General features: G+C 70.3%; 24 protein-coding genes. 13 read left to right on the top strand and 11 right to left on the bottom strand.

Going from position 1 to position 23,867, the window contains the following annotated elements; genetic code table 11:
- Positions 1 to 95: 95 nt before the first annotated feature.
- Positions 96 to 809, bottom strand: coding sequence for an SDR family NAD(P)-dependent oxidoreductase (locus ACGFR9_RS09860; RefSeq protein ID WP_393204945.1), 714 nt, complete (start codon positions 807 to 809; stop codon positions 96 to 98).
- 412 nt (positions 810 to 1,221) lie between these two features.
- On the opposite strand from ACGFR9_RS09860, the gene ACGFR9_RS09865 reads away from it, so the two are divergent.
- Positions 1,222 to 1,524, top strand: a complete 303-nt coding sequence (locus tag ACGFR9_RS09865; RefSeq protein WP_393204948.1) for a muconolactone Delta-isomerase family protein — start codon at positions 1,222 to 1,224, stop codon at positions 1,522 to 1,524.
- A 32-nt stretch (positions 1,525 to 1,556) separates the two neighbouring features.
- Positions 1,557 to 1,928 carry an SgcJ/EcaC family oxidoreductase gene (locus ACGFR9_RS09870; protein ID WP_393204950.1) on the top strand — a complete coding sequence of 124 codons (372 nt, stop codon included), beginning with the start codon at positions 1,557 to 1,559 and terminating at the stop codon, positions 1,926 to 1,928.
- Between the two features lie 223 nt (positions 1,929 to 2,151).
- Here the strand turns inward: ACGFR9_RS09870 and ACGFR9_RS09875 are convergent, their stop codons facing one another.
- On the bottom strand, positions 2,152 to 3,093 hold the full coding sequence (locus ACGFR9_RS09875) for a LysR family transcriptional regulator (RefSeq protein WP_393204953.1): 942 nt from the start codon (positions 3,091 to 3,093) through the stop codon (positions 2,152 to 2,154).
- A 469-nt stretch (positions 3,094 to 3,562) separates the two neighbouring features.
- On the opposite strand from ACGFR9_RS09875, the gene ACGFR9_RS09880 reads away from it, so the two are divergent.
- Positions 3,563 to 4,165: a GPP34 family phosphoprotein gene (locus ACGFR9_RS09880; protein WP_393204956.1), complete on the top strand. Its 603-nt coding sequence runs from the start codon at positions 3,563 to 3,565 to the stop codon at positions 4,163 to 4,165.
- A 297-nt stretch (positions 4,166 to 4,462) separates the two neighbouring features.
- On the opposite strand, the gene ACGFR9_RS09885 is transcribed toward ACGFR9_RS09880, so the two are convergent.
- Positions 4,463 to 4,942 (bottom strand): HIT family protein, encoded by a 480-nt coding sequence (locus ACGFR9_RS09885; protein WP_393204959.1) that lies wholly within the window; start codon positions 4,940 to 4,942, stop codon positions 4,463 to 4,465.
- Between ACGFR9_RS09885 and ACGFR9_RS09890 the strand changes: the two genes are divergently transcribed.
- The gene (locus tag ACGFR9_RS09890) at positions 4,941 to 5,315 is read left to right on the top strand and encodes a hypothetical protein (protein ID WP_393204962.1); all 375 of its coding nucleotides are present in this window, start codon (positions 4,941 to 4,943) and stop codon (positions 5,313 to 5,315) included. The two genes, ACGFR9_RS09885 and ACGFR9_RS09890, sit on opposite strands and share 2 nt — an antisense overlap.
- Here the strand turns inward: ACGFR9_RS09890 and ACGFR9_RS09895 are convergent.
- Positions 5,249 to 5,419: an NUDIX hydrolase gene (locus tag ACGFR9_RS09895; protein WP_393205205.1), complete on the bottom strand. Its 171-nt coding sequence runs from the start codon at positions 5,417 to 5,419 to the stop codon at positions 5,249 to 5,251. The two genes, ACGFR9_RS09890 and ACGFR9_RS09895, sit on opposite strands and share 67 nt — an antisense overlap.
- Before the next feature lie 267 nt (positions 5,420 to 5,686).
- Here ACGFR9_RS09895 and ACGFR9_RS09900 point away from each other — a divergent pair, with 267 nt between their 5' ends.
- Positions 5,687 to 6,241, top strand: a complete 555-nt coding sequence (locus ACGFR9_RS09900) for a chloramphenicol phosphotransferase CPT family protein (RefSeq protein WP_393205208.1) — start codon at positions 5,687 to 5,689, stop codon at positions 6,239 to 6,241.
- Positions 6,242 to 6,697: 456 nt separating this feature from the next.
- Here ACGFR9_RS09900 and ACGFR9_RS09905 read toward each other — a convergent pair whose 3' ends face one another.
- The gene (locus ACGFR9_RS09905; RefSeq protein WP_393204965.1) at positions 6,698 to 7,567 is read right to left on the bottom strand and encodes a helix-turn-helix domain-containing protein; all 870 of its coding nucleotides are present in this window, start codon (positions 7,565 to 7,567) and stop codon (positions 6,698 to 6,700) included.
- 398 nt (positions 7,568 to 7,965) lie between these two features.
- Here ACGFR9_RS09905 and ACGFR9_RS09910 point away from each other — a divergent pair, with 398 nt between their 5' ends.
- From ACGFR9_RS09910 to ACGFR9_RS09945, 8 genes are all read left to right on the top strand, one after another.
- Entirely contained in the window at positions 7,966 to 8,892 is a 927-nt protein-coding gene (locus ACGFR9_RS09910; RefSeq protein ID WP_393204968.1) for an alpha/beta fold hydrolase, read from the top strand.
- Positions 8,889 to 9,455: a hypothetical protein gene (locus ACGFR9_RS09915; protein ID WP_393204971.1), complete on the top strand. Its 567-nt coding sequence runs from the start codon at positions 8,889 to 8,891 to the stop codon at positions 9,453 to 9,455. Before ACGFR9_RS09910 ends, ACGFR9_RS09915 begins: the two co-directional genes overlap by 4 nt.
- A 160-nt stretch (positions 9,456 to 9,615) precedes the next feature.
- Positions 9,616 to 9,834: a linaridin-like RiPP gene (locus tag ACGFR9_RS09920; RefSeq protein WP_393204974.1), complete on the top strand. Its 219-nt coding sequence runs from the start codon at positions 9,616 to 9,618 to the stop codon at positions 9,832 to 9,834.
- Between the two features lie 167 nt (positions 9,835 to 10,001).
- Entirely contained in the window at positions 10,002 to 10,892 is an 891-nt protein-coding gene (locus tag ACGFR9_RS09925; protein ID WP_393204977.1) for a hypothetical protein, read from the top strand.
- A gap of 106 nt (positions 10,893 to 10,998) precedes the next feature.
- A complete protein-coding gene (locus ACGFR9_RS09930) occupies positions 10,999 to 11,754 on the top strand; it encodes a class I SAM-dependent methyltransferase (protein WP_393204980.1) in 756 nt (251 codons plus the stop codon).
- The gene (locus tag ACGFR9_RS09935; protein WP_393204983.1) at positions 11,751 to 13,487 is read left to right on the top strand and encodes an ABC transporter ATP-binding protein; all 1,737 of its coding nucleotides are present in this window, start codon (positions 11,751 to 11,753) and stop codon (positions 13,485 to 13,487) included. The genes ACGFR9_RS09930 and ACGFR9_RS09935 overlap by 4 nt, the downstream gene beginning before the upstream one ends.
- A complete protein-coding gene (locus ACGFR9_RS09940; protein ID WP_393204986.1) occupies positions 13,484 to 14,965 on the top strand; it encodes a phytoene desaturase family protein in 1,482 nt (493 codons plus the stop codon). The genes ACGFR9_RS09935 and ACGFR9_RS09940 overlap by 4 nt, the downstream gene beginning before the upstream one ends.
- A gap of 295 nt (positions 14,966 to 15,260) precedes the next feature.
- Positions 15,261 to 15,398, top strand: coding sequence for a hypothetical protein (locus tag ACGFR9_RS09945; protein ID WP_393204989.1), 138 nt, complete (start codon positions 15,261 to 15,263; stop codon positions 15,396 to 15,398).
- Positions 15,399 to 15,421: 23 nt separating this feature from the next.
- On the opposite strand, the gene ACGFR9_RS09950 is transcribed toward ACGFR9_RS09945, so the two are convergent.
- From ACGFR9_RS09950 to ACGFR9_RS09975, 6 genes are all read right to left on the bottom strand, one after another.
- Positions 15,422 to 16,861 (bottom strand): alpha/beta hydrolase, encoded by a 1,440-nt coding sequence (locus tag ACGFR9_RS09950; RefSeq protein WP_393204992.1) that lies wholly within the window; start codon positions 16,859 to 16,861, stop codon positions 15,422 to 15,424.
- 1,332 nt (positions 16,862 to 18,193) lie between these two features.
- Complete coding sequence (locus ACGFR9_RS09955) at positions 18,194 to 19,096, bottom strand: alpha/beta fold hydrolase (protein WP_393204994.1); 903 nt, start codon at positions 19,094 to 19,096, stop codon at positions 18,194 to 18,196.
- 114 nt (positions 19,097 to 19,210) lie between these two features.
- Complete coding sequence (locus ACGFR9_RS09960; RefSeq protein WP_393204997.1) at positions 19,211 to 20,164, bottom strand: NADPH:quinone oxidoreductase family protein; 954 nt, start codon at positions 20,162 to 20,164, stop codon at positions 19,211 to 19,213.
- Positions 20,164 to 21,009 (bottom strand): SDR family NAD(P)-dependent oxidoreductase, encoded by an 846-nt coding sequence (locus ACGFR9_RS09965; RefSeq protein ID WP_393205000.1) that lies wholly within the window; start codon positions 21,007 to 21,009, stop codon positions 20,164 to 20,166. Before ACGFR9_RS09965 ends, ACGFR9_RS09960 begins: the two co-directional genes overlap by 1 nt.
- A 13-nt stretch (positions 21,010 to 21,022) precedes the next feature.
- Complete coding sequence (locus ACGFR9_RS09970) at positions 21,023 to 22,579, bottom strand: class I adenylate-forming enzyme family protein (RefSeq protein WP_393205003.1); 1,557 nt, start codon at positions 22,577 to 22,579, stop codon at positions 21,023 to 21,025.
- The gene (locus tag ACGFR9_RS09975; protein WP_393205006.1) at positions 22,576 to 23,808 is read right to left on the bottom strand and encodes a thiolase family protein; all 1,233 of its coding nucleotides are present in this window, start codon (positions 23,806 to 23,808) and stop codon (positions 22,576 to 22,578) included. Before ACGFR9_RS09975 ends, ACGFR9_RS09970 begins: the two co-directional genes overlap by 4 nt.
- Between the last annotated feature and the right edge of the window lie 59 nt (positions 23,809 to 23,867).

The raw sequence follows: 23,867 nt of genomic DNA on the forward strand, positions 1-23,867 counted from the left end.
TTTGGTGCCCGGGCACCCGGCCGCCCGCGGGGGTTACGGGGGGTTGGGCCGGCCCGGGGGGGGGGGGGCCCCGGGCGCCCCCCCCCCCCCGCCGATCAGTGACCGGCGCTCTGACCACCGTCGACGTGCAGCACCTCGCCGGTGACGAACGGCGCGTTCTCCAGGAACAGCACGGCGTCGACGATGTCGCTGATCTCGCCCATCCGCCCGACCGGGTGCAGGGCGGCGAACGTGTCGAAGTTCTCCTCCGAATGCATCGGGGTCTTGATGACGCCCAGGGCGACCGCGTTGCTGCGGATGCCCTCGGAGGCGTACTCGATGGCCAGCGCCTTGGTGGCCGACTGCAGGCCGCCCTTGGTCAGCGAGGCCAGCACCGAGGGCACGGCGGACAGGGCGTGGTCGACCAGGCTCGTGGTGACCTGCACGACGTGGCCGCCGCCTTGACGGAGCATCTGCTCGACGGCGAGCTGCGTCAGACGGAAGAACCCCGTCAGATTGACTCCGGTGACCGCGTCGAAGTCCTCCCGCGTGTACGCGGTGAACGGCTTGGCGACGAAGAGTCCGGCGTTGTTGACCAGGGTGTCGATGCGGCCGAACCGTTCGATCGCGGTGGCGGCGACGCGCTCGGCCGTGGCCGGGTCGGCGATGTCGCCCCGGACGGTCACGAAGTCCGGCTCGTCCACGACGGCGACGGTCCGCGAGGTGGCGACCACGGCGTACCCGTGCTTGCGGTACGCCTCGGCCAGCGCGGCGCCGATGCCCTGGGACGCGCCGGTGATCACGGCGACCTTCTTGGCGTAGTTGCTCATGATGTCCTTCTTCGCTCTCAAGTGGGGGTGATGTTGCCGGCCCGTGCTCATCGGCCGGTCGCGGGCTACAACCAGACGACCGGTCGTCCCATTTCAGGGCTCCCCGCCCCGACTGTCGGCCGGCAAGGCTCTGACCTGCGGTGGGAGCCTGAGCCTCCCAGCAGGGAGGAAAGCCGTCATGCAGCGGTTCATGAAGGAGGCGGGCGCGAATGTACGGTCGCCCCGGACAGCCGAACGGTCGTCCGTCCCGGGACACTCCGCCGTCGGCGAGCAGCCGGCGGCCTTGCGGCGGAGCGCGTGATCGGACACGCCTCGCTGCCCCGCGACGGCTGTCCGACCATGTGTCCAGGGAGCACCGGCGAGGCACGGCTCACGGCAGGCGACCCGCTCACTCAGGCTCAGGAGGAACACGATGGACGAGTTCTTGGTCGTACTCACCACGACCGTGCCCGAGGGGACGGACCCCGCCGAGGTCGACCGGCGCCGCGCGGCCGAGTCGGCCCGGGCGGGGGAACTGGCCCGCAGCGGTCACCTCGTCCGGTTGTGGCGGCCGGTGGGCGAGCGTCACAGCATCGGTCTGTGGCGCGCGAAGGACGAGGCGGATCTGCGCGAGAACGTCATCGGCAGCCTGCCCCTGTGGCCCTGGATGACCGCCGACGTGACCGCCGTACAGCCGCACCCCAACGACCCGGGGCCTGCCGCCCCCGCCGCGTGACCTCCACCCCGTCCCGACGAGAGGATTCAGCGATGAGCAGAACAGCGGAGCAGGAAGCCGTCGTACGCGGCGTCATGGACCGGTGGAAGTCCGCGGTCGACGCGCACGAACCGGAGAAGGTCGCGGCGCTCTTCACCGAGGACGCCATCTTCCAGGGACTCCACCCCTACAGCGTCGGCCGCGAAGGCGTCGCCCGGTACTACGACTCTCAGCCCCGCGGACTGGTGGCCGAGTACTCGTTGCTCGAGACCCGGAGCCTCGCGGACGACGCTCTCCTCGGGTATCTCGCGGTGGACTTCACCTTCACCGACAAGCCGGGCATTCATGTCACTCTCAGCGTCGTCCTCAAGCGCGACGACGCCCGGTGGTACCTCACCCACTACCAGGTGACCAGGCTCGACTGACGCTCCCGCACGGGCTGTTCCGCCCTCGAGGTGACAGACGAATGGCCGTACGCTCCACGCTCGGTGCGCACGAGCGATGCCGGAAGCAGGATTCTCGACGTTGCGCGGTCGCTCATCGAACTGCTCGAAGCGCTGTGGGACAACTGCCTGGCGCTGCTCGGACCCCGCCCCTCCCGGCCGGGCGGACGGGTACGAAGCGTCATGCGCGGAACTCACGCCGACATCAGCGCGCCTCGGACGGCCGACGCCGGTACGGGTCGCCCTCGGGGAGCCAGACGTCGGGTCCGTCGAGGCCCAGGTCTCCCACGTCGTCGCACAGGGCGTCGACCACGCCGGTGACTTCGGGGCGGGAGTCGTTCCGACGCCACACGAGCGACCAGGTCCAGTGGATCTCGGGCGCCACGACGGGACGCCGGACCAGGTCAGGGGGGATCGAAGCGGTCTGCCCCTTCGGTGAGTTGACGACCGGGCGGCCGGTGCGGCGGACGTGGTCGTAGAACGCGGGCCCGGTGATGCCGTTGTCGGAGATGCGCATCGCGCGTGCCCCCGTGTCCCGGGCCAACCGCTCGGCGTACGCGTTCCACGACGACCAGGAGATGGTGTCGTCGTCCAGCAGGACGAGGGTGTCCCGGGCGGCCACGTCGCCGGTGTCGCCCGCCGGCGCGAGGGCGTGGAGCCGGTCGGCGCCGACAAGCCTGGAGCGCAGGCCGAGCCTCTCCAGATCGCCCGTCCGCACCCAGCACACGGCCAGGTCCAGGCTGCCGTCGGCGACCCGCCCGGCCTGGGTGTGCGAGGGCGCCACCCACGCGTCGACGTGCACCTGCGCCACGGACGACGTACGGGCGAGGAGGTCCGCCGGGACCCAGTTGACGTAACCGATTCGGATCGGCTCCGAACCTGACAACCGACGTGCCTCGTGCCGGAAGCCGTCGGCCTGTTCCAACAGGGCACGCGCACGCGGAAGCAGCGCCGCACCGGCGGTGGTGAGCGACACCGAGCGGCGGTCGCGGTCGAACAGCCGCACGCCGAGATCCCGTTCCAGAGCCTTGATCTGCTGGGACAGGGACGGACCGGCGATCAGGAGCCGTTCGGCGGCCCGGCCGAAGTTGAGCTCTTCGGCTACCGCCACGAAGTACCGCACCTGACGCAGCTCCATGCCGGACATGCTATGCCGCGTGGAGACCGCCCCTCCCGCAGAGAGGACGCCCGTCAGGGCCTCGCCGCCCGTCGACGGCACGCTGGAGGACGAGCGGTTCGTCGTGGGACGCGGCGAGCAGTACGCGATCCGGGTCGCGGCTTCGTACGGGACGGCAGCGGGCGTGCCTGTCCGGCGGCCGGTGCCGCCGTGTGGCGAAGCGCCGGGTGGCTGTGCACGCGCGGTCGGTTGCGGAGTGACGGCGTACCTCCGTGACGCCGACGCGCGGGCGAGCCTCTGTCGAGGGGCGGCGGTCCGTGTCGCGCGCGCTCCGCGCCGGAGCGCCTGTCCCGCGACGAGCCCAGCCCTCCGCGCGTGCTTACCGTGTCGGGGGAGTGGTTGAATGCCCCAGTCCCCTCCGCCGCTCGGTCACCGGCCGACGCACTGAGCCGGAACGGCTCAGCCGGCCATGATCGCCCTGCCACATCTGGAGCCGCACATGACCACCGCCCGGGACCTCGCGATCGTTGCCGCCGGACCGGAGAGCAACCCCGGCGTGGAACAGGGGGACCTCTCGCTCGCTCTGGCGGGAGCCGAACTGATCGACCTCGTCGACTCCCACGCCGTCACCATCGAGGACGACCGGGTCGTGCCCGGCGCCCCGCCGGAAATCGACGATCCCCTGCTGCGGGAAGCCGCGTCGGCGCTCCTGCGGCAGGAACCGTACGAGACCGTGGGGGACTGGCTGCGGCGTCGCGGCCGGGACCTCGCCGCCCGCTACCGTGCCACGCTCGAAGCGGAAGGGCTGGTGGCACCCGCCCGTCCTCGGCGCAACCCGTTCCGCCGGGCTGACCCGACGTCGCCGGACGCCCCGGCGCTGCGTCTGGCAGCCGAGCACTGGAGCACCGGCGAACCCGTCCTCCGCGGACTGGCGGCCGCGGCGGGCGTCACCGACCAGCCGGACACCCTGTCCACTGGACTGACCGACGACCAGGGCGTTGTCGTGGGCACCGTCTACGACGCCGTCACACAACTGGCCGCCGTACGGCAACGTGAAACCATCGAGCAGGCGGCCTTCGACAACATCTGGCGGGGCAACTGAGCCGGGGGGCCACCGAGACCGCCGGTGCGGGCCGGGCCTGGTGCCAGAAGTGGCGCCGCCGGCGCCACGCAGCACGGTGAAAAACCTTCCGCCATGTGCCGCCTCACGATCAGGACCGGTACATCGACGGCACGCGCCGTCCGCTGTTCGCCCTGCTCGCCTACCCAGGGTGCCGCCCGTCCCACGATCACCATCCGCGTCACCGACATCACTTCGCTCGGACGCCTCCAGTGAGCGTCGGCTGACCGTCACCGATCACCTGGCCCGCCGACCTGACGGTCGGCGGGCCCGCAACACTCAGGTCCCCGAGCGCAGCTGGTCCAGTTCGCTGCCGATCGCATCCCGCAGCGCGTCATGCTGCGGACCGAGCCTGAACCGTTTGTCGCTCCATCGTTCACGCGGATAGAGCCACACCGGCTTGGCCACCACATCGGCCGGCTCCCACTCGAACCGCGGCCAGACATGCGCATGCAAGAACGGGTCCGTGTTCCCCAGGATCTCCAGATTGACCCGGCGGAAAGCCGGATCCAGCCGCCGACAGGCACGCTCGACCGCTTCACCGAGCTGGTCCATGTCAGACAGGAACGACAGCCGCTTGGCCTTCGGCAGTTCCGACAGCCGCTGCACCTCCGGCACGTCCACGAGCAGAACCGAGTAGCCCGGCAGGAACTGAACGTCCCCGATCACCGCGAACCCCGACGTCAGCCGTCGCAGCACGGTCGGGTTCTCGCCCTTCAGCGCAGCCCCGATCCGGTCCATCCGCCAGTCACCAGTCATGGCCGGAACCTACATTCTGGTGATCAAGGACCGCTCTTCGATCCCCACCCCCCTCACACAGTTCACGGACCAAGCAGGTGGGGCGAGGAGCGGCCCCGGCCGCTTCCTGCCGTGTCCGGACGGCGGGGTCATGGCGGGGCAGGTCGTCGGCGCCGAACCCGTCGTAGGCGGTGTGCTTGGACCGTTCCGGAGCGGGATGATCCAGGGCGCCGACGTCGACGAGATGGTCGGCCTCGTGCCGTGTTCCGTACCCGTCGTCGCCGGTCCAGATACTGACCCCGAGGAGCCGCCGGAATGGCGCAGGCGTTATCCGGTCTCCTCCTGGACCTCGCGGACGAGGGCGTCCGGCAACGATTCGCCGGGCTCGACATGACCGCCGACGATGTGCCAGCAGTCGGGAAAAGCCGCCGGTCGGCGCTGCGCTTCCGAGCGAAGGCATGGCCGCGCGGATCGAGTATGACGGCGCCGACCGTCCAGGTCTCACCGTCGGCCGGCACCGGAATCTCGACGTCTTGGCCCACGGTCGCGCCGCGCTGTTCGTGTGGCATGCCCCCACTGCAGGACCCGGGGTCTGTCATGCCCGGCTCGCCGGTCATTGACATTGTCACTCCCGCCGGAAGACGGCGATGATGATCAGACTCGATTGGTGACTACGAAGGAGCCCGAGTGCCCAGAACCGGTGACGAGACAGTCCTCGAGGCGGCTGACCACCGCGCCGTCCCTGCGCCGGCGGCCGGCGGCCGGATCATCTTCTTGAACGGGACGTCCAGTTCGGGCAAATCCAGCATCGCGAAGGCCCTGCTCCAGATCCTGGACGAGCCGTCCTTCCACATGCCCGTGGATGCCTTCCACGCGATGCGCTCACACCGGGACGTCTCTGCGGAGGAACTGCCCGAGGTGCTGCGCCGCACGTGGTTGGGCTACCACCGAGCGGTCGCGGGGATGGCGGCGGCCGGCAACGACATCGTGGTGGATCACGTGTTGAGCGAGGAGTGGCGTCTGCTGGACTGCCTCGGGCTCTTCCGCCCGGCGGACGTCGTCCTGGTCGGTGTGCGGTGTTCGCTGGACGAGCTGCAACGGCGTGAGCAAGCGCGGGGCGACCGCCCGGCGGGCCTCGCGGCGCGGCAGTTCCAGCGTGTCCATACGCATGGCCTGTACGACGTCGAATGCGACACGACCACAACCGGTGCCATGGACTGTGCACGGCAGATCAGGGCCTTCCTCCCACAACGGCCGTTCCCGACCGCGTTCCAGCGGCTTCGAACCGAGCTGCGCCCGGACCTGCCGGCCGCCGGCTGACAGCCCACGGCTCGCCGACACGGCGGAGGCGGGGCCCACTTCCTTCTGCCGCGCGGCGCTGCTTTCGTCGCCTGGCCGGCTGCGCGATGAGACCGTGACGGTGCTCCCGCCGTCCGCAGTCGTGGCAGGCCACACCATGTACCCGAATCCGTCCCCGCTGTGCCCCCCAGTAGCCGCCGCCGCAGGACAGCGGTGCCCAGAACAGGCCGAGCCCGTCGCGCGTGCCCGGTGGAAAGCCGTGGTCGGCGGGGACCTCGACGGTCCGCTGCATCTCGGCCTGCTGAGCGAGGGCCGGGAGCCGGCCACGGACCGATGCGCGGAAGAACCCGTTGACGTCCGAGCGAACGCGCGCTCCACGACCCGGAGCCGTGTGCGGTGCCGCGGCGGGCGAGCGGTGGCTTCACGCCGAGATCCCAGACCAGGCGGCCGGACCGCAGTGGAGCTCGGCACGGACCGTCAGCCCGTCCGGATGAGGAACCGCTGGTCGGCCGCGCCCGTACATCGTTCTTCGGTCGCCTCGGCTCCCTCAGCGGTGTCGTTGTCGGCGATGCCGATGCACATGCTGCTGTTGGCCGGGCGAAGCCGGAAACCCTTGCCGTCACCGGCGGTGGCTTCAACGCGGAACAGGGTGGCCCGGGCACAGTCGTCCCGGGGCTCCAGCATGCCTTTGACCGGGCCGGAGCTCATGACCGTCAGGCATCCTTTCCCCTCCTGGGGGTGATGCCACTGGATGCGGTAGAAGTTCCCGCCGGCCCGTTCGAGGTAGGTGCGCGGCACGGTGGCCTGGGCGCAGGGGAGCTGGGCGGCGACGGCGCTGGGGTAGGCGCCGTCCCGGTCGCGTCCGTCGGTCAGGCAGAGGTCGGGCGTATGGGCGGGGTGGATGGTGACCCAGCCGTCGGCGGGAGCCCGGAAAGCGGCGGCCGGATCATCGGAGCTGTCGTGGAGCAACCCCCAGGCGCCCCAGGCGAGCGGCGGGACCATGAGTGAGGCCACGAGGACGACCGCGCGTCCCTTGGTCCGGCGTGGCTGGGGGGCCGCGGATCCCTCGGTCCGCGGTTGAGTCGTGGCCTCGGGCCCGGGGCCCGATGCCACGGCAGGCACGGTGGCGACCCCTGCGGCGATCCGGTCCCTGGCGTCCAGCCAGGCGCCGACCTGCTGCCCGTCCCCGCAGGCGCGGACGAACGCGGCCAGTACGTCGGGTCGCGGCAGGCTCGTCCGCCTCAGGATGTCGGCCAGCGTGCTGCGCGCCAGTACGTCACCGTGTCGGGCGGCCCGCTCCTCCAATTCGCGATACGTCAGCCCGGAACGTTCTTTGAGCTGCCGCATCGACTCGATGAAACCGGCCGCGTCTCGGGCATCGTGCGGTGATACCTCCCCCAGGTTCCCCATGAACATCATCCTGCTGCGGTCATGCCATCAGGGCAACGGCGGAATTCCGCCATGTCCGGCTGTCCGGGACGTGCCGCGGACAAGGCTCTGACCAGCCCGGACAGCCTGCGTGTGTCCGGGACACCCGGCTGCCGTTGCTCTGGCCCGCCGACGGTCAGCAGTCTCTGCGGTGCCGGCCGGTCGAACCACCGCCATGGCAAGGCGAGTACGCGATGTTTCCGCGCAAACGGGCTGGGGCGGCTGCCGGACGACGGCCGGGCCGTAGGGCGCGAGCGTGCGCACAGCAGAGCAACGTGTCCGAAGGAGAGAGGATGGGAGTGCCGACGGTGAGAACGATGTCGATCGAACGGAAGTTCGCCATCGGAGTGGCGGGGTTGTGCGTCGCCAGTGGGGCGATCGGTGTACGGACGAGGACCGTCGGCAAGCGCCGGCGGATGGCGGCGTTCTCCACGATGCCTCGCGTCGATGGCGGTGTGGTCGAGGTCGATCACCGGCGTCCGTCGGGCGCCGCATTCGGAGTCGTCTTCTTCAACGGCCTCGGCCTCCCGCACGAGCAGTGGGCCTGGGTACGTGAGCACCTGCCCGAGACTGCGGCCTGCGTGGGCTACAACCGTCCGGGCCACGGGCTCAGCAGCCCGCTGCCCGGGGTCACCCTGGAGGAGCAGTTCCAGATAGTCGACCAACTGCGCGAGCGTTACCTCGACGGGCTGCCGGTGGTGCTGGTGGGGCACTCCCTCGGAGGGTATCTGGCCGCCGCGTACGCCGGGTCGCGCGGCGACGCGGGGCTGTCCCACGTGGTGATGGTGGATCCCACGGTCATCGACGACCTGCAGGCCATCGTCGGCGAGTCCTCCGACTCGTGGACGCGGCAGCGGCTGCTGCTGGAATGCCTGTGGGCTGCCGCCGGGCTCAACATCCTGCGTCCGATAGGACCGTTTCGCGAGCCCTATGCCGAGGAGATCAAGAACAGTCTCACCGAGTACCACGCCCTGCCGCGCACATGGACCACCGCGTACCGGGAGTACATGGCGGCACGCACCTACCCGCCCCTCGGGAAGCTGACGGTCCCGTTGCACGTGGTCACGGCACTGAAGGGCACGCGCAGTGCCGTGAAGCACCGGGCGTCGCAGGAACGGATGCTGGAGCTGTCGGATCGCTGCCGGCACCACGTGCGTGAGGACGCCAACCATATCGGGATCGTCGGGGAGCGGACACACGCGAAGGCTCTTGCCGAGCTGATCGTCCCGGGGAGCAGGACATGAACGGACAGCGTGCCGTGTACGCGGCGGTATCCACCGGACTCGCGACGTGGCTGGTCAGCACCGCAGCCGGTCAGCTTCCCGACCAGAGGTTCGACCACCTCCTCGAGAGGGGACCCCTACGCCTTCTCCGGGCGCCCAACTGGAGGTTCTTCGGGCCCAATCCCGGTGTGTCGGACATGCACCTGCTCTACCGGGACATCACCGGCAGCACGGCGACTCCCTGGAGGGAAATCGAGGCGGTCCGGGACCGGCCCTGGTACAGCCTGGTCTGGAACGCGGGCAACCGTGTTCCCAAGGTCGTCTTCGACGCGCTCCAGGTCATCGTCAAGGCAGCCAACGAGTCGTCCGCGGACCTGCCCCACATCGTTTCCAGTCCCGGCTACCGGCTCATGCGGCGCTACCTGACCACGCGGGCCCCGCACGAGCCGGGCGCCGACCACACCCAGTTCATGATGCTGCAGGGCCACCCCGAGCGCGAAGGACAGTACGCGGTGCAGCCCATGTTCGCTTCCGAACACATTCCCCTGCACCCCGCGCTGCCGGCGGCCGCTGCCGCACGGTGAGACCGCATCGGCTGGGAGCCCAGCCCTCAGGCCGCCGTGGGCACGCGTGAGGGCGGAACCCTCAGTCGAAGCGGGCGTCACGCCTCGCTGGGGAGCGGTCACCGTTTGCCGGAAAGACCACCAAGAAATCCGTCACGAAGATCACGAAGAAAGGGACCAGATGTCTCTCGTAGCCCAGTTCGCCAACGAAGCCTTGGCCGACGTCTCCCCGGGGATGCTCTCGGAGGCCGACGCCGCCTCCCCGCTCGACACCCCCGCCGACCCCGTGATGGCCACCTTCCTCACCGTCACCTGCCCGGAGGTCGCCGTGCTCGCCGCCGCCGGGTTCGGGGCGCTGGCGGCGAACATCAACAACTACCTGGCACGCAACGCCTACTGAATCCAGCAGCGGGCTGAGTGCCGCTGACCGAGAACGCAGGGATCGCCGGCGGCCGGTGACGCCGAATGCGCGTGCACCACCGCCGGCGATGCCTGAGCCTGCCCCAGGACCACGGCCAGGTCCTGTCCCCGGCCCGCCCGTACCCATTCCCACCACAAGGAGATCTCGTGTTCCGTCGTCTGACCCGGGTGGCCTTGCCTCGCACCGCGCCGGACCCGGCCACCACCGCACGCCGCATCGCCTCCGCGGGGACGTTGGTCGCGGCGCTGGAGACACTCAGCCAGCACAAGCGGTTCGTGAAGGGCGACCTGCTGGGAAGCCAGGTCGATGCCTTCCATCCGCAGCTCGCACAGCAGCACCCCGGGCTGCACCGCGTGTTGGCGTCCAGGGTGTTCCCCTACGCGGTCTACGGTGCACAGGCCGCCGTGTCGGCGGCCACCTTCATATGGCCCAGGAACCGGACCCTACGGATCGCGGGCGGCGCGTCGCTGGCCGCCCTGCAGAGCGCGCAATCCACCTTCATTCCGTTCGGCCGGGACGGCGCCGACCAACTGCAACTGGTCATCAACGCCACGATGGCTTCCACCGGGCTGATCCGCGATCGCGAGCAGGCCGACGATCTCGCGATGCGGACGCTGGCGTTGGAGACTTCGCTCTCCTACGTCGCCTCCGGGTTGGTGAAGGCCGTCTCCCCGGTCTGGCTGAAGGGGGACGCCGTTGCCGGAGTGATCCGGACGAAGAACTACGGAGACCCGCGTGCACACAAGCTCCTGACCCGCTGCCCGGTGGTCTCCAAGGCATTGTCCTGGGGCACGATCGCCATCGAGTGCGGCTTCCCTCTCATCTACGTGCTCCCCAAACCCGCCGCCCGCGTCTACCTCGGCACGATGACGGCGTTCCACCTCGGCATCGGCGAGTTCATGGGGCTCAACCGGTTCGTTCTCGCGTTCGGTGCCACTCATCCGGCGATCCACTACGTGCTGTCACAGCGCCGGCGCGAGCTGGCCGCCGCGCCCCAGCCCGCCCCGCCCCGGCCCATCGCCGCGCCTGCCGCTTGAACTGCGTGGACGCGCCCCGTGCGCACCATCGCCCGCGGGCCGCCCGAGGCAGCCAGGCCCTCGCCGCGAGGGCGTTCCTTCGACTGATCCCTGAAACGGAGAACTCATGACGATCGCCGATATCGGCTACGGCAGGCAGTTCGGCGGCTGGTACGACCGCATCTTCCGGGGCGGCGGGGCTACGCGGGTCACCGTCGACGCCCTGGCCGAATTCCATGTGCACCCCGCCTGGGGCACGCTGGAGTTCGGTGTGGGGACGGGCCGTGTTGCCCTGCCGCTGTCGCACCGCGTCGGCCCGATCACCGGTGTGGACTCCTCACAGGAGATGCTGGCGGCTCTCGAGAAGAAGGCCGACGAGGGCGAGGTGACCGCCGAGCTCGGCGACATCCGGACCTACCGCGGCGACCGGCGATACGGCCTCGTCTACTGCATCTGCTCCACGCTCTCGCTGATCCTCGACCCCGAGGGGCAGCGAGAGGTCATCGCCCGCGCGGCGGAACACCTGCGGCCCGGTGGCAGACTGCTGATCGAGACGCACAACCGTCCCGGCGTCGAGGCACTGCACCAGGGTCTGGCGCGCACCACGCTGTTCGTGCCCTTCCCGGAACCGGACACCGGTCTCCAGATGAACGCCACACTCCTGGGGGAGAACCGGATCTGGCAGGTGTCCACCATCCTGTTCGAGGCGGATGGCACGCACCGCATCGGCACGGAGACCACGCGCCTGCTCACCCCCGACGAGGTGGATCTCTACGCTCAGGACTCCGGCTTGCGTCCTGAGGGCCACTACAGCGACTGGCGGCGTACCGACTACGTTCCCACGGCTGGCGTGTTCGTCGCGTCCTACACCAAGCCGGCATGAACCTTCGGGAGACGGTCCGCCGCCACCGCGTCCCACTCGTTTCCGGCTCGGTCATGGGCCTGGCCGGCGCGGCGGCCAAGCTGGCCCAGCCGTGGATGCTGGGCCAGCTGATCCAAGCTGTGGCCCTCGACAAGCCGCTCGCCCGGCCCATCACGTTGATCGTGATGTTCTTCCTCGCGGACGCGGCGCTGAGCGCGGGGCACGCACACGCGATCGGCCGGGCCGGGGAGAACATCGTCTTCGACGCGCGGCGCAGCCTCGGCGGCCGCCTGCTCCGCAGCCAGATCCCGCACTTCGCGCGTCTGGAGCACGGTGACGTCTTCACGCGCACCGTGTCCGACACCTCCATCGCCTGTCTGGTCATCGCTCAGGCGATGGCGCAGGTGGTCACCTCCGTGTTCATGGTGGTCGGCGCCATCGTCCTGATGGCCGGTCTCGACTGGCAACTGTTGCTCACCACCCTCGGCTGTCTTGGCGTGGCCAGTGGCGGTGCGCTGCTGCTGGCCCGCCAGGTGCGCATCGCCGCCCTGCGCAACCGGACGGACGTCGGCGCGTTCGGCTCGGGCCTGCAACGGGTCCTCGGCGCCCTCACCACGGTCAAGGCATCGCGCGCCGAGGAACGGGAAACCCAGGAGCTGACCCGGCTGGCCGACCAGGCACGGCGCAGTGGGATCCGAGTCGCCGGGCTCAGCGCGCTGCTCACTCCGGCGTTGAATGTCGGCACACAGCTCTCGCTCGCCGTCGCCATCTCCTGGGGCATGGCCCGGGTCGCCACGGGGTCACTGCCGCCCGCCGACCTCACGGCGTTCGTGATGTACCTCTTCTACCTTGTCTCGCCGCTGGTGCTGCTCTTTTTGTCGATCGGCCAGATCCAGCAGGGCCGCGCCGCGATCCAGCGCGTGACGGAGTTGGCAACGATCCCACAGGAGGGGGAGGAAGAAGAGGACGTTCACCCCGAGCAGCGGCAGGAACGCGAACCCGCCGAGGAGCCGCCCGCGGTCCGCTTCCAGAACGTCAGCTTCTCCTACCACGACAACGCCCCGGTGCTGCGGGACGTATCCTTCACCCTGCCGCGCCGAGGCCTGACCGCGATCATCGGTGCCTCCGGCGCCGGCAAGACGACGACGTTCCAGCTCATCGAACGTTTCTACCGGCCGGACTCCGGCACCATCCGGGTCGCGGGCTACGACACCGCCACCCTCAGGCTCGCCGAACTGCGGTCGCTGGTCGGCTATGTCGAGCAGGACACCCCGCTGCTGCGCGGCACGATCCGGGAAAACCTGACGTATGTGAACCCCGGGGCCGACGCCGCCGACATCGCCCGCGCGCTGCGGCTCGCCAGCCTGGAGGGCTTCGTCGCCGCATTGCCCGACGGGCTCGACACGGAGCTCGGCGAGCGCGGCGCCGGCCTGTCCGGCGGCCAGAGGCAGCGGCTCGCCATCGCCCGCACGCTGCTGCAGCGCCCAGAGGTGATCCTGCTGGACGAGGTCACCGCGCACCTGGACGGCGACACCGAGGCCGCGCTGCGCGACGCGATGACGGAAGCCGCTCGTGAGTGCGCCGTGCTGGCCATCGCGCACCGGCTGTCCACCATCATGCAGGCCGACCGCATCATCGTGATGGAGGGGGGACGCGTGCGAGCGGTCGGCACCCATCAAGAACTCATGGAGTCCGACGCGGTGTACCGCAGGCTCGCCGACCAGCAGTTCGCCACCGAGGGAGCGCCGGTATGACGCGCGCCGACGTCGCCGTCGTCGGCAGCGGCCCGAACGGGCTGGCCGCCGCCGTCACCATGGCGCGTGCCGGGCTGACCGTGCACGTCCACGAACAGGCCGCCACCGTCGGCGGCGGCCTGCGCGGAGAAGCGCTGTTCGACTCCGAGGTCTGGCACGACGTCTGCGCGGCAGTGCACCCCATGGCAGCCGCGTCGGCCTTCTTCCTGGAGTTCGACCTCGCTGCCCGCGGCGTCGCGCTGCTGCAGCCCCCGATCGTCTACGCGCACCCCTTGGACGGCGGCGCCGCGTTGGCCTACCGCGACCTCATCAGGACCTGCGACCGGCTCGGCCCGGACGGGCGCCGCTGGCGGCGGCTGATGGAGCCGCTGGTGCGGCACAGTACGGGCGTGACCGACCTCCTGCTGTCCGGCCGGCGGTCCCTGCCGCATGACCTCACCGTCCCGCTGCTGCTCGGCGAGCGTCTGCTCGGGCATCTCCTGCGGGCCAACGGGCTGCGCACCGAGGCTGCCCGGGCGCTGCTCACCGGGGTCGCGGCGCACGCGATGGGCCGGCTGCCCAGCCTGCCCGCCGGAGCCATCGCCCTGCTGCTCGGGCACCTGGCCCATGCCACCGGCTGGCCGCTGCCCCGGGGCGGCAGTGTCCACATCGCCGAGGCGCTGGCCGACGACCTGCGGGCGCACGGCGGGATGGTGTACACCGGCCACCGGATCACCGACCTCGCGGAGCTCGACGCCCCGGTGATCATGCTGGACACCACACCGCGCGGTCTGCTCGCGCTGGCGGGCGAGCGGCTGCCGCCGCGTTACCGCCGGGCGTTGGACCGCTTCCGCTACGGTCCGGGCGCGGCGAAGGCCGACTTCCTGGTCAGCGAGCCCATCCCGTGGTCCACCCCGGAGGTGGGCCTGGCCGGGACCGTGCACCTGGGAGGCACCCGCGCGGAAACGCTCGCGGCGGAGAACGCGGCGGTCCGGGGCGAGGCCGGCGATCAGCCGTTCGTGCTCGTGGTCGACCCGGCCGTGACCGACCCCGGCCGCGCCGTGGGCGGCCGCCGTCCTGTGTGGGCCTACGCACACGTCCCGAACGGCGATACCCGGGATCCGGTGCCGCTGATCACCCGTCGCATCGAGCGGTACGCGCCCGGCTTCGCCGATACGGTCATCGCGGCGCGCGGTGTGCCGGCGGCCGAATACGAGACGTACAACCCGAACTATCCCGGCGGCGACATCGGTGCAGGAGCCATCACCCTCACACAGTCCGTGTGCCGACCGGTACCCGCACCGAATCCGTACCGCACGCCCCTGCCCGGTGTGTACCTGTGCTCAGCGTCGACGCCCCCCGGCCCCAGCGTGCACGGTATGTGTGGGTACCTCGCCGCCCGGACCGCCCTTCACCGGGAGTTCCGCATGACCGTGGCCCCGCGCCTGGGGCCCGAGGACGGGACCACCGTCGCCGAGCACCCCAGGAGAACATCGTGAGCGTTGCGCACCGCCCAACCGCCGCAGAGGACTACACCGGTTATCCCGCGTTCACCATGCCCATCGTGGGAGCCGAGCTGCCCTCACGAAGAGCTCACCTCGAGACAGTCGGTGTGAGGCTTCGCGGCGAGTCACCGCTGGCAGGAACTACCGCCTTTCTGCTCCCGCTTGCCGGCTTCGTCCCCGGCTCGGGCAGAGTCGTGGGTCGGGGCGCGGGTGTGCGACGGTGGGTGGACCACGAGATCGGCTGCTCCTCTCGCCCACCCCGCCTGGCCACCCGTACCGCAGGGTGGCCGTGACCGGGCTGCGCCCCCAGCCGCTGCGACCGCTGCGCCTGGCCGCCGATCTGCACCCCGTCACCTTCGACCTCGCCCGCCTCCTGCCCGGCACATCGCCGTCCGGCGTGCAGCAGGTGACCCCTGAGCGACCCTGAAGAGGGCATCGGGCCGCACCCGATCAAGTGGCGGTGCGGGCCGTCCCACCCCCGCCGGTGCTGACGCCGCCGCTGGGCTTGGCGGGGGAGAAGAGGGGCGTGTCCTGCCGGCAGGTCGCTCCGGGCAGCGGGAGGGTGCCATCGATCAAGTAGCGGCTCTCGTGGGCCTGGACGCAACTGTCGGGGTTGAGCAGTGCCGTGTGCCCAACCGCATCGTGGGTCAGCAGGCGGGCGTCGGCCAGATCCTCGGCCATGGCCTGCGCGGCCGAGTGGGGGGTCGAGGGGTCATAGGTGTTCCCGACGACCAGGATGGGGTGCGCCGTCGGCTTGTTCCACGGGCCGCGGTAGCGGTCCTCGGCGACCGCCGGCCAGGCGGCGCAGCCCGCGGAGGCCCAGATCCAGAAGCGTCCGGTGTCCCCCGCACTGGTGGCGGCCGCCTCTGCCAGGGTGTGGTAGGCACCGGGGTCCCGCGGGTTGGGGCTGTCGCCGCAGAAGACCGCGGTGCTCTGTTCCTCACCCAGGTACGGATTCGGGTGGGGCACCGGTGGCGGCGGCGGGAGGAGGGACGGCTCCGGGAGGCGGCCGTTCCACAGGTCCTGCAGCCTGCCGGCGAGCTCCCTCGCCCCGGGCCGCACGACGTAGAGGCTGTTCACCACGTCGGCTACCGTGCCGGCGTAGGTCCACGGGCCCACAGGCTCCTTTCCGAGCCGCCGCAGCAACTGGTCGTACTTGTCCTGGGTCGCTTCCGGGCTCCCGGCGGAGAAGGCGCAGCGGGCGGTCGTCGTGGATCCGCACAAGGTGAGGAACCGGTTCACGGTCTCCGCGGCGCTGCGGCCGGAGCCCAAGCGCTGGAACGAGGTGGTCCGGGGGGCCTCGTCGGAGGCGTCGTTCGTCCACGCCCGCGGGTCCCAGTTGGCGTCGAAGACCATGGCCCGCACCCTGCCGGGAAAGAGGTTCGCGTACGTGGCGCCCAGGTAGGTGCCGTAAGAGATCCCGTAGTAGGTGACCTGCTGGTCGCCCACCGCCTGGCGGAGCCGGTCGAGGTCGCGAGCGGTATCGGCGGTCGACACATGGCGCAAGAGCTCGGGATCCCGCTGCTCACAGCGTCGGCCCAGTTCCTCGTACGCGGCGGTGAAGGCCGCCCGCTCCTGCTCTCCCACCGGGAAGCCCGTGGCCTTGCTCGCGTTCCAGTCCGCGGCTTCCTCGGGGCTCCCGAAGCAGTTCACCGCGGTGCTGTTACCGATCCCACGGGGGTCCCAGCTGACGATGTCGAACCGCTCCCGCACCTCGCGCGGGAAGGACTCGTAGTTCTGCGGCATCTGCACCGTTCCCGGGCCGCCCGGGCCGCCGGGGTTGAAGAACAGGGTGCCCACGCGCCGGCCGGGGCCGGTCGCCGTCCGTCTCACGACGGCCAGCTCGATGGTGCGACCACCTGGATCGTCGTAGTCCAGCGGCACCTTCACGGTCGCGCAGTCGAAGTCACTGCCCGAGACACACTGACTCCAGTCCAGCCGGGGGGTGGGCCCGGAAGGTGTCGGCGCACCCCCGGCCGAAGCGGGGCTCGGCCCGGTAAGAATCGTCGAGCAGGTCACCAATGCTGCGATGACCGCGGTATGACGTCGGCGACCGGCTATGAGTCCGAGCATGGGGGCATACTCCATCCCTCTTTGTCCGTGGCTGAGCGTCCGAGGCCACCACCGCCCGGTCCACGGAACGCGTCCGTGTCAAGAACACCGCAGGGCGGCACGGCGTGCGAGGCAACCGCAGCCGAATGGCGTTGTCCCTGCGTCCCTGCAAGCCTCACGGTGGCCTCCGCCACCACCGGGCGGCCGGACGGCCCATCTCCCCGGTGACGTCCCGAAGCCGGCCGTCGCGCCCCTGCCCTGGGGCCCGTCACACACCGGTCCCAGGCGCTCGGTACAGCACCGCGCTCCGCCAGAGTTCGAAGGCGCGGACCGGTGCGGGGCGCAGTCGGTCGATTCGGAACCTGATCACTTCGCCCGTCGAGGACCGGCCACCATAGCAGCCGGTGGTAGGCGCGCGGCAGAAGGGCCGCCCCCGGCGTCGGGCGCAGGTCCGGGACGGTCGGGTGGCGCAGGGCCCGCAGCGCGGGGGACGGCGACCGCGTAGGGGGCACCGGGTGACGCCGTTGACGCAGTGACTTCACGGCCGTGTCTTCGCTCCCGGCCGGTCCCGGACGCCCATGACGCATGGCTCGCCGTCTCCCCCCTACGTCGCCCGCTATGCACCTGCCCGTCCAGCAGCGCGACTTCGCCGCCACCACGTCCCGCTCCCGGCTGCCGCCTTCGACGCGGACCGCGGATGTTGGCCGGCGCGCCGGTGAGGAGGAGGCCGTGCCCCACGGGGCGGTTCGTGTGTGTGTCGGCTTGTCAGGCTGAACTGTGTCCGTGGTGGGTACTGTGGCCGGCCGGTCGTCCGCCTGCGCACCCAACGCGTCTTCGGGATCCGGCGGACGTGCTCCAGGACTGCGCCCCGGGGCCCACTCCCAGTCACGCAACATGCGCTGCATCGTGACCGGACCAGAATCGGTCCGCGTGGCGGTGGCCATGTGCCGCGAGTCGGCCACGAACATGACCGGCATACCGATCCGGCACAGGGCTTGGGGGGAAAGCACCACTCGGCTGGCGTGGGCAGGAACTGTCGCAATGCCGACGCGCTTCCCGTCGGGGTCGGGAAAGGACAGGATCTGGCCGGTCGCGCCGAGCAGTTCTCGATCGCCCGCGGCCCCACCTCGCTCTCGAGGATCTCTGGGTGGCGGAGCCGCGCCTGCCAAGCTACCGACTCGGCGCGTAGCCGAGCTTTTTGGCGAAGTCGACCGCACAACGCACGATCTCGCCCCCGCGTCGATGCAGATGGATGCAGTGGCCCAGTTGCTCGTAGAGATGGCCTGCGAACGCCGGGGATGCGGTGAAGCTGGCCCGCACGAGGTCGACAGAATCGTCATCGACCGCGTACAAGATGTCCGATCCGCCAAGTGAGTAGTTGACGGGAACGTCGATCTGGGAGGCCACGGTCGCCAGCATCCCGGGGAACTTGAGGATCTCGCCGAGGTCGAGCGGCTCCGCCGGACAGGCTGCGGCGTTGTCCTCGGCAGCCACACCCTGGTCCCAGGTGCCCGATTCGCCGAAGAAGAGCTCTGTCCGCTCCCTGTCTCCGACGGTGACCGGCTCCGGTGAGCCGGCTACCGTCTGCAAGGTCGCGAGAGAGTCGCCAGTGCGAAACCGTGTGGCGAAGCCGGACACGTCGATGCCCACGACGTTGATCCGGTTGCTGTGCTCGGCGGCGATCAGGCAGGACAGCGCCGCGCCGATCGAGTGCCCGACCAGGACCACAGGCCGACGGTCCCTCGGTGCCGAGTCGGTGCCGGCGAGTGGACCTGCCAACAGGCCTGCCACGGTCCGGATGATCAGATCGGCCTGCTGGTCGAAGGTCGTGACCGGGACGTCGTCGAGGCCAGTGCCCGGACGGTTGACCGCCACAACCGTGAGGCCCTCGGCGGGCCCGATGTGCGCGAGGGTCGCTTCGCCCATCGACTCGAAACGCCAGTAATGGCTCGAATAGCCGCCGCCATGGATGGCGACCAGCACGGGTCCTCCATCGGCGCCGGAGTCGGGACGCGCGTACCAGCCCGAGAGCGGGAGTGTTTCGCTGTTCCGGAACGTCACGATGTTGCTCATGTGATCGTCGGGCCTTTCATGAGTGACGAACCGCGGCCTGGCCGGGTCTGAGCTTGGTCCGGCGGCGGACGAGCGCCACCGGACGGGGCCGACCATGTGCAGGTCGACGGCGGATCAGGGGGTGACGATCACCTTGCCGGTAGCTCGCCGCTCGTCGATCTCCAGCAGCGCCTCGACGATCTGCTCCATCGGTCGCACCGACGAGATGATCGGCTTCAGCGCGCCGGTCGACAAATGGGGGGCGAGGGCGTCCCACTGACGCCGCAACCGATCCGGGCGCGCCAGGACGAGTGGGCCCCACCCGACGCCGACCACTGCCGTGTTGCTGAGCAGGAGCCGGTTCACCTTGACCTCGGGGATGGCACCGGCGGTGAAGCCGATCACGAGCAGGCGCCCGTTTTCGGCCAAGAGGCGCAGAGAGTCGGTGAATCGATCGCCACCGACCGGGTCGACCACCACGTCGAACGTCGCGCCGGCGAGGCGGTCGCGGAAGCCGTCGGCCAGGACGTAGTCGTCGGCGCCGGCCGCCGACGCGACGTCTGCCTTCGCCGCTGTCGACACCACTGCCGCCACACGGCCCGCGCCGAATGCCTTGGCGACCTGGATCGCCGCTGTTCCGATGCCGCCGGCCGCGCCGTGTACGAGCACCGACTCACCGGCCAGGAGGCGTCCCCGTTCGAGCAGGGCGAAGTATGCCGTCCCGTAGTTGAGGATGACCGCGGCGCCCGCCTCGAACGAGACGGAGTCGGGGAGCGGGAAGACGTACCGCGGATCGACTGCCGCCCGCTCGGCGAAGGCTCCCACCGCACTCAGGGCAGCCACCCGATCACCAGGCGAGAACTCCGACCCGGTGGGTGCCTCGACGACGACACCGGCCAGCTCGGCGCCCGGCACGAAGGGCAACGTCGGCTTCGTCTGGTATTGCCCGCGCGACTGCAGGACCTCGGGAAACGACACGCCGGCGGCATGGACCCGAATCAGCACCTTTCCAGTGCTCGACGGGGCGCCGACCTCACAGACGGTCACTGCCTCGGGACCGGCCAGGGAGGTGATCTGCACCGCGCGCATCAAGAGGCACCGCCGCTCGTCGCGGAGGCGGCCGGTGCCCCGCTCGTCGAGCCGAGGCCGGCGGCAGACGGCAGGTCGGTCGGAATCGTGGTTCCGATCAGCCCGCCGTCGACGGCCAGCACGGAGCCGGTGATCCAGCGCGAGGCCGGTCCCGCCAGGAACGTGACGGCGTCCGCGACGTCCCAGGCAGTGCCCTCGGTCCCCAGGACTCCTGCGGCGGCCCGCCGGGCTCGGCCCGCTTCATCGACTCCCGAACTGACCATCGGGGTATGGACCAGACCCGGCGCGACGACGTTGACACGGATGCCGTCGCGCCCGTGCGCGAGGGCCATCGACTGCGAGAGTGCCACGATCGCACCCTTCGTCGTGCTGTAGGCCGCAGCGGGCGAGAGTCCGCGTAGGCCCGCGACAGAGCTCATGTTGATGATCGTGCCTCTGCCCTGACGCCGCATGTGGGGAATCACCTCTCGTGACGTCAGCACCATCGACGTCACGTTGACCTCGAAGCACCTGCTCCACGCTTCCATGTCGACGGTCTCGACCGTGCCGGCCGGGCCGGCGATGCCGACGTTGTTGACCAGGACGTCGACACGGTCCCAGCGCCGGGTCACTGACTCCACCAGCCGTGAGACGTCGGACACGCTGCTCACGTCGGCCACCTCGACGACGGCGACGCCTCCCGCCGCCTCGATCATCTCCTGGGTCGTGCGTGCGCGCTCTTCCTCGATCTCGACGAGAACGACACGAGCTCCGGCCTCGGCGAGGCGGACCGCACAGGCGCGGCCGTTGCCGACCCCGTCCTCGTAGGAGCCCGCTCCTGTCACGATGGCGACCTGTCCGGCCAAGGCTCCCTGTGATTCAGATACTGCGCTCAAGACCCCTCCAGAATGATTGACGGACCTCACGCCGGAGGACCTTGCCGTTGACGCTGCGTGGTAGATCGTCGACGAACTCGACGCGTTTGGGTGCCTTGTAGGAGCCGAGCCGCTGCTTGCACAACACGATGAGCTCCTGCGCCGACACACTCATCCCGTCGTTGAGCTCGACCACGGCGACCAGCTCCTCGCCCCAGTCAGGGTGCGGTGCGCCGACCACGGCGCAGTCCTGGACGGCCGCGTGCGACCACAGGACCTGCTCGACTTCGGTCGGGTACACGTTCAACCCGCCGGAGATCACCACGTCCTTCGCGCGGTCGGTGATGTAGAGGTAGCCGTGCTCGTCCATGTGGCCCACATCGCCGGTGTGGAGCCAGCCGTCCTTCAACGCCTCGGCTGTCGCTTCGGGGTTGCCGTAGTAGCCCTTCATCACGAGGTCGCCCCTGACGCAGATCTCTCCCGTCTCGTTGGCGTTCAGCGTCCGGCCGTCCCGTCGGATCTCGACGCGCACGAACGGATAAGGGCGTCCGCACGAGGCCAGGCGCCCGTCGGTCCGTGGTACGCCGTCCTGGAAGTGCTCGGACGGCCGGAGGAACGAGATGCCGGCGAACGCCTCGACCTGACCGTAGGACTCGGTCAGCACCGGCCCGAAGACGGACAGGGCCTTCCTGAGCTTCTCGACGGACATCGGTGCGGAGCTGTAGATGAGATAGCGCAGTGAGCCGAGGTCCCGCTCGGTGAGATCCGGCTGATCGAGCAGCCGGTAGATCACGGTCGGTGGCAGGAAGACCTCGGTGACCGAGTGGTCCTCGATGGCCTGGAGGATCGCCCGGGGCTCGGCGCGTTCGAGGACCACGACCTTCCCGCCCTGCGCGGAGGTCGCCAGGGAGAGCATCCCCGAGGAGTGCGTCAGCGGCGCCGCGGCGAGGTTGACCGGGGGCTGGTGGGGCTCGTAGGTGAAGGCCAGCAAGATGTGCGCGAAGGTGATGGAGAACGAGCGATGAGTGTTCATCACGCCCTTGGGGCTGCCGGTCGTGCCCCCCGTCGGGAAGATCGCGACGACGGAGTCGGGGTCGATCTCGAGCTCCGGACGATGGTCGGGGGCGTCCCCGATCCACTCGTCCAGGCCCGGCGGTCCGGGCTGCGTCGGCCCGAACGCCAGGCTGAACAGCCCGGTGCCCGCCGAAGTCCGCATGGCCGCGAATTTTTCGGCGAGCGACTCGTGGAAGAAGATCCCGTCGCCGTCGAACCCGGTGAACAGATCCGCGAGGGTCTCGGGTGGGCTCGCCGGATTCATCGGGATCCAGATCATGCCGGCGCGCCACAGCCCCAGCACGATGATCCATCCCTCCGGATCGTTGGGTGCGAGCACGCCGAACTTGCTGCCCGGAGGGAATCCCTGGGCCAGCAGCCGATGAGCGATGGCGCACGACCTCCGGCCGGCCTCGTCGTACGTCCAGGTGCGTTCGCCCTTGACGTAGGCGACCGAGTCCGGGGCGATCTTCCAGCCGCGGTCGAAGAGGTCGGTCACGAGCGTCACGCCGACCTCCCCAGGATGGTCACCGCTGCGACGGCCTCCTCGCCGCGATGGAAGCCTCCGCCGTTCTCGGCGAGGGCAGTCCGTGCACCGTCGACTTGCCGCGATCCGCATTCTCCACGGAGTTGTCCGACGAGCTCGTGAACCTGTGCGAGCCCTGTCGCGCTCAAGGGGTGGCCCTTGGACTCCAGGCCGCCCGAGGGGTTGACCGGTAGCTCGCCGCCGAGACTCGTGCGGCCGGCCTCCGCGTCGGGACCACCCCGCCCTGGCCGGCACAGGCGCGTCCGCTCCAATGCCATGATCTCTCCGAACGCCGTCGCGTCGTGCACCTCGGCCACATCCACGTCACCAGGTCCGAGCCCTGCGGCGCGGTAGGCGCGGTCGGCGGCTCGCGTGGTCACGTGCTGATCTATGTCGGCCGCCCGCCGGGGCCGGCCTGATGCGACGATGCTGGCGAGGACTGTCACGTCGTCGCGGAGGCCCAGCTGTCGGGCGACCCGACGTGAGGTGACGAGGGCCGCCGCCGCCCCGTCCGTGATCGGCGAGCACATCGGGACGGTCAGCGGATCGGCGAGCGCGCGGGCTCGGAGCACGTCGTCGACCGATATCGGTGCGCGGAAGAACGCCCTGTCGTTGTCGACGGCATGCGCGTGGTTCTTCGACGCCACCGCGGCGATCTGTCGTGCCGTGGTGCCGAACTCCTTCATGTGCGCCCGCGCGGTCGCGGCGTAGATGTCCATGAACACCGATCGCCGGCCTTCCCCGGTATCCGGAGCGGATCCGCCGAGCTCCTCCAAGGCGCGCTGCAGGCCGTCCGGATCCTCGACGTCGTACGCTCCGTCGAAGACAGCGAACGAGCGAGACTTGTCGCCCACGTTCATCTTCTCCACGCCTACCGCGAGGCCGATGTCGGCGGATCCGGCGAGCACCTGGCTGATCGCGAGGTGGAGTGCGCTCGCACCACCCGCGCACGCGTTCTCCACATTGAAGATCGGCACGCCGCTGATCCCGATCTCACGGAGAGCGATCTGTCCGCCGACCATCAACTGGCCCTCGAGCGCACCCCAGGTGGCGTTGCTGAAGACGCCCACCCCGATCTGCTCCGGGCGCAGGCCTGACGTTGCCAGCACCTCGTCTACGGCCTGGTGGCTCAGTTGCTTGACCGTGGTGTCGTCGTGACGGCCGAAGGGCGTCATCGAGGTCGCCACGATCACGACGTCGTTGTCATTCAACGCTTCCGCTTCCTTCTTGGTGCGCCGTTGCGGTCATGGGCCTCCACTGTCCGGCCAGA

The organism is Streptomyces sp. NPDC048584 (genome assembly GCF_043199595.1).
Lineage (GTDB): Bacteria > Actinomycetota > Actinomycetes > Streptomycetales > Streptomycetaceae > Streptomyces > Streptomyces edwardsiae.

Excerpts from the sequence above, each read along its gene's own strand:
- ACGFR9_RS09955 (WP_393204994.1), bottom strand. The coding sequence starts at position 19,096 with ATGAGCAACATCGTGACGTTCCGGAACAGCGAAACACTCCCGCTCTCG.
- ACGFR9_RS09875 (WP_393204953.1), bottom strand. The coding sequence starts at position 3,093 with ATGTCCGGCATGGAGCTGCGTCAGGTGCGGTACTTCGTGGCGGTAGCC.
- ACGFR9_RS09880 (WP_393204956.1), top strand. The coding sequence starts at position 3,563 with ATGACCACCGCCCGGGACCTCGCGATCGTTGCCGCCGGACCGGAGAGC.
- ACGFR9_RS09860 (WP_393204945.1), bottom strand. The coding sequence starts at position 809 with ATGAGCAACTACGCCAAGAAGGTCGCCGTGATCACCGGCGCGTCCCAG.
- ACGFR9_RS09940 (WP_393204986.1), top strand. The coding sequence starts at position 13,484 with ATGACGCGCGCCGACGTCGCCGTCGTCGGCAGCGGCCCGAACGGGCTG.
- ACGFR9_RS09890 (WP_393204962.1), top strand. The coding sequence starts at position 4,941 with ATGGCCGGAACCTACATTCTGGTGATCAAGGACCGCTCTTCGATCCCC.
- ACGFR9_RS09905 (WP_393204965.1), bottom strand. The coding sequence starts at position 7,567 with ATGCGGCAGCTCAAAGAACGTTCCGGGCTGACGTATCGCGAATTGGAG.
- ACGFR9_RS09930 (WP_393204980.1), top strand. The coding sequence starts at position 10,999 with ATGACGATCGCCGATATCGGCTACGGCAGGCAGTTCGGCGGCTGGTAC.
- ACGFR9_RS09960 (WP_393204997.1), bottom strand. The coding sequence starts at position 20,164 with ATGCGCGCGGTGCAGATCACCTCCCTGGCCGGTCCCGAGGCAGTGACC.
- ACGFR9_RS09920 (WP_393204974.1), top strand. The coding sequence starts at position 9,616 with ATGTCTCTCGTAGCCCAGTTCGCCAACGAAGCCTTGGCCGACGTCTCC.
- ACGFR9_RS09870 (WP_393204950.1), top strand. The coding sequence starts at position 1,557 with ATGAGCAGAACAGCGGAGCAGGAAGCCGTCGTACGCGGCGTCATGGAC.
- ACGFR9_RS09885 (WP_393204959.1), bottom strand. The coding sequence starts at position 4,942 with ATGACTGGTGACTGGCGGATGGACCGGATCGGGGCTGCGCTGAAGGGC.
- ACGFR9_RS09935 (WP_393204983.1), top strand. The coding sequence starts at position 11,751 with ATGAACCTTCGGGAGACGGTCCGCCGCCACCGCGTCCCACTCGTTTCC.
- ACGFR9_RS09865 (WP_393204948.1), top strand. The coding sequence starts at position 1,222 with ATGGACGAGTTCTTGGTCGTACTCACCACGACCGTGCCCGAGGGGACG.
- ACGFR9_RS09910 (WP_393204968.1), top strand. The coding sequence starts at position 7,966 with ATGTCGATCGAACGGAAGTTCGCCATCGGAGTGGCGGGGTTGTGCGTC.
- ACGFR9_RS09915 (WP_393204971.1), top strand. The coding sequence starts at position 8,889 with ATGAACGGACAGCGTGCCGTGTACGCGGCGGTATCCACCGGACTCGCG.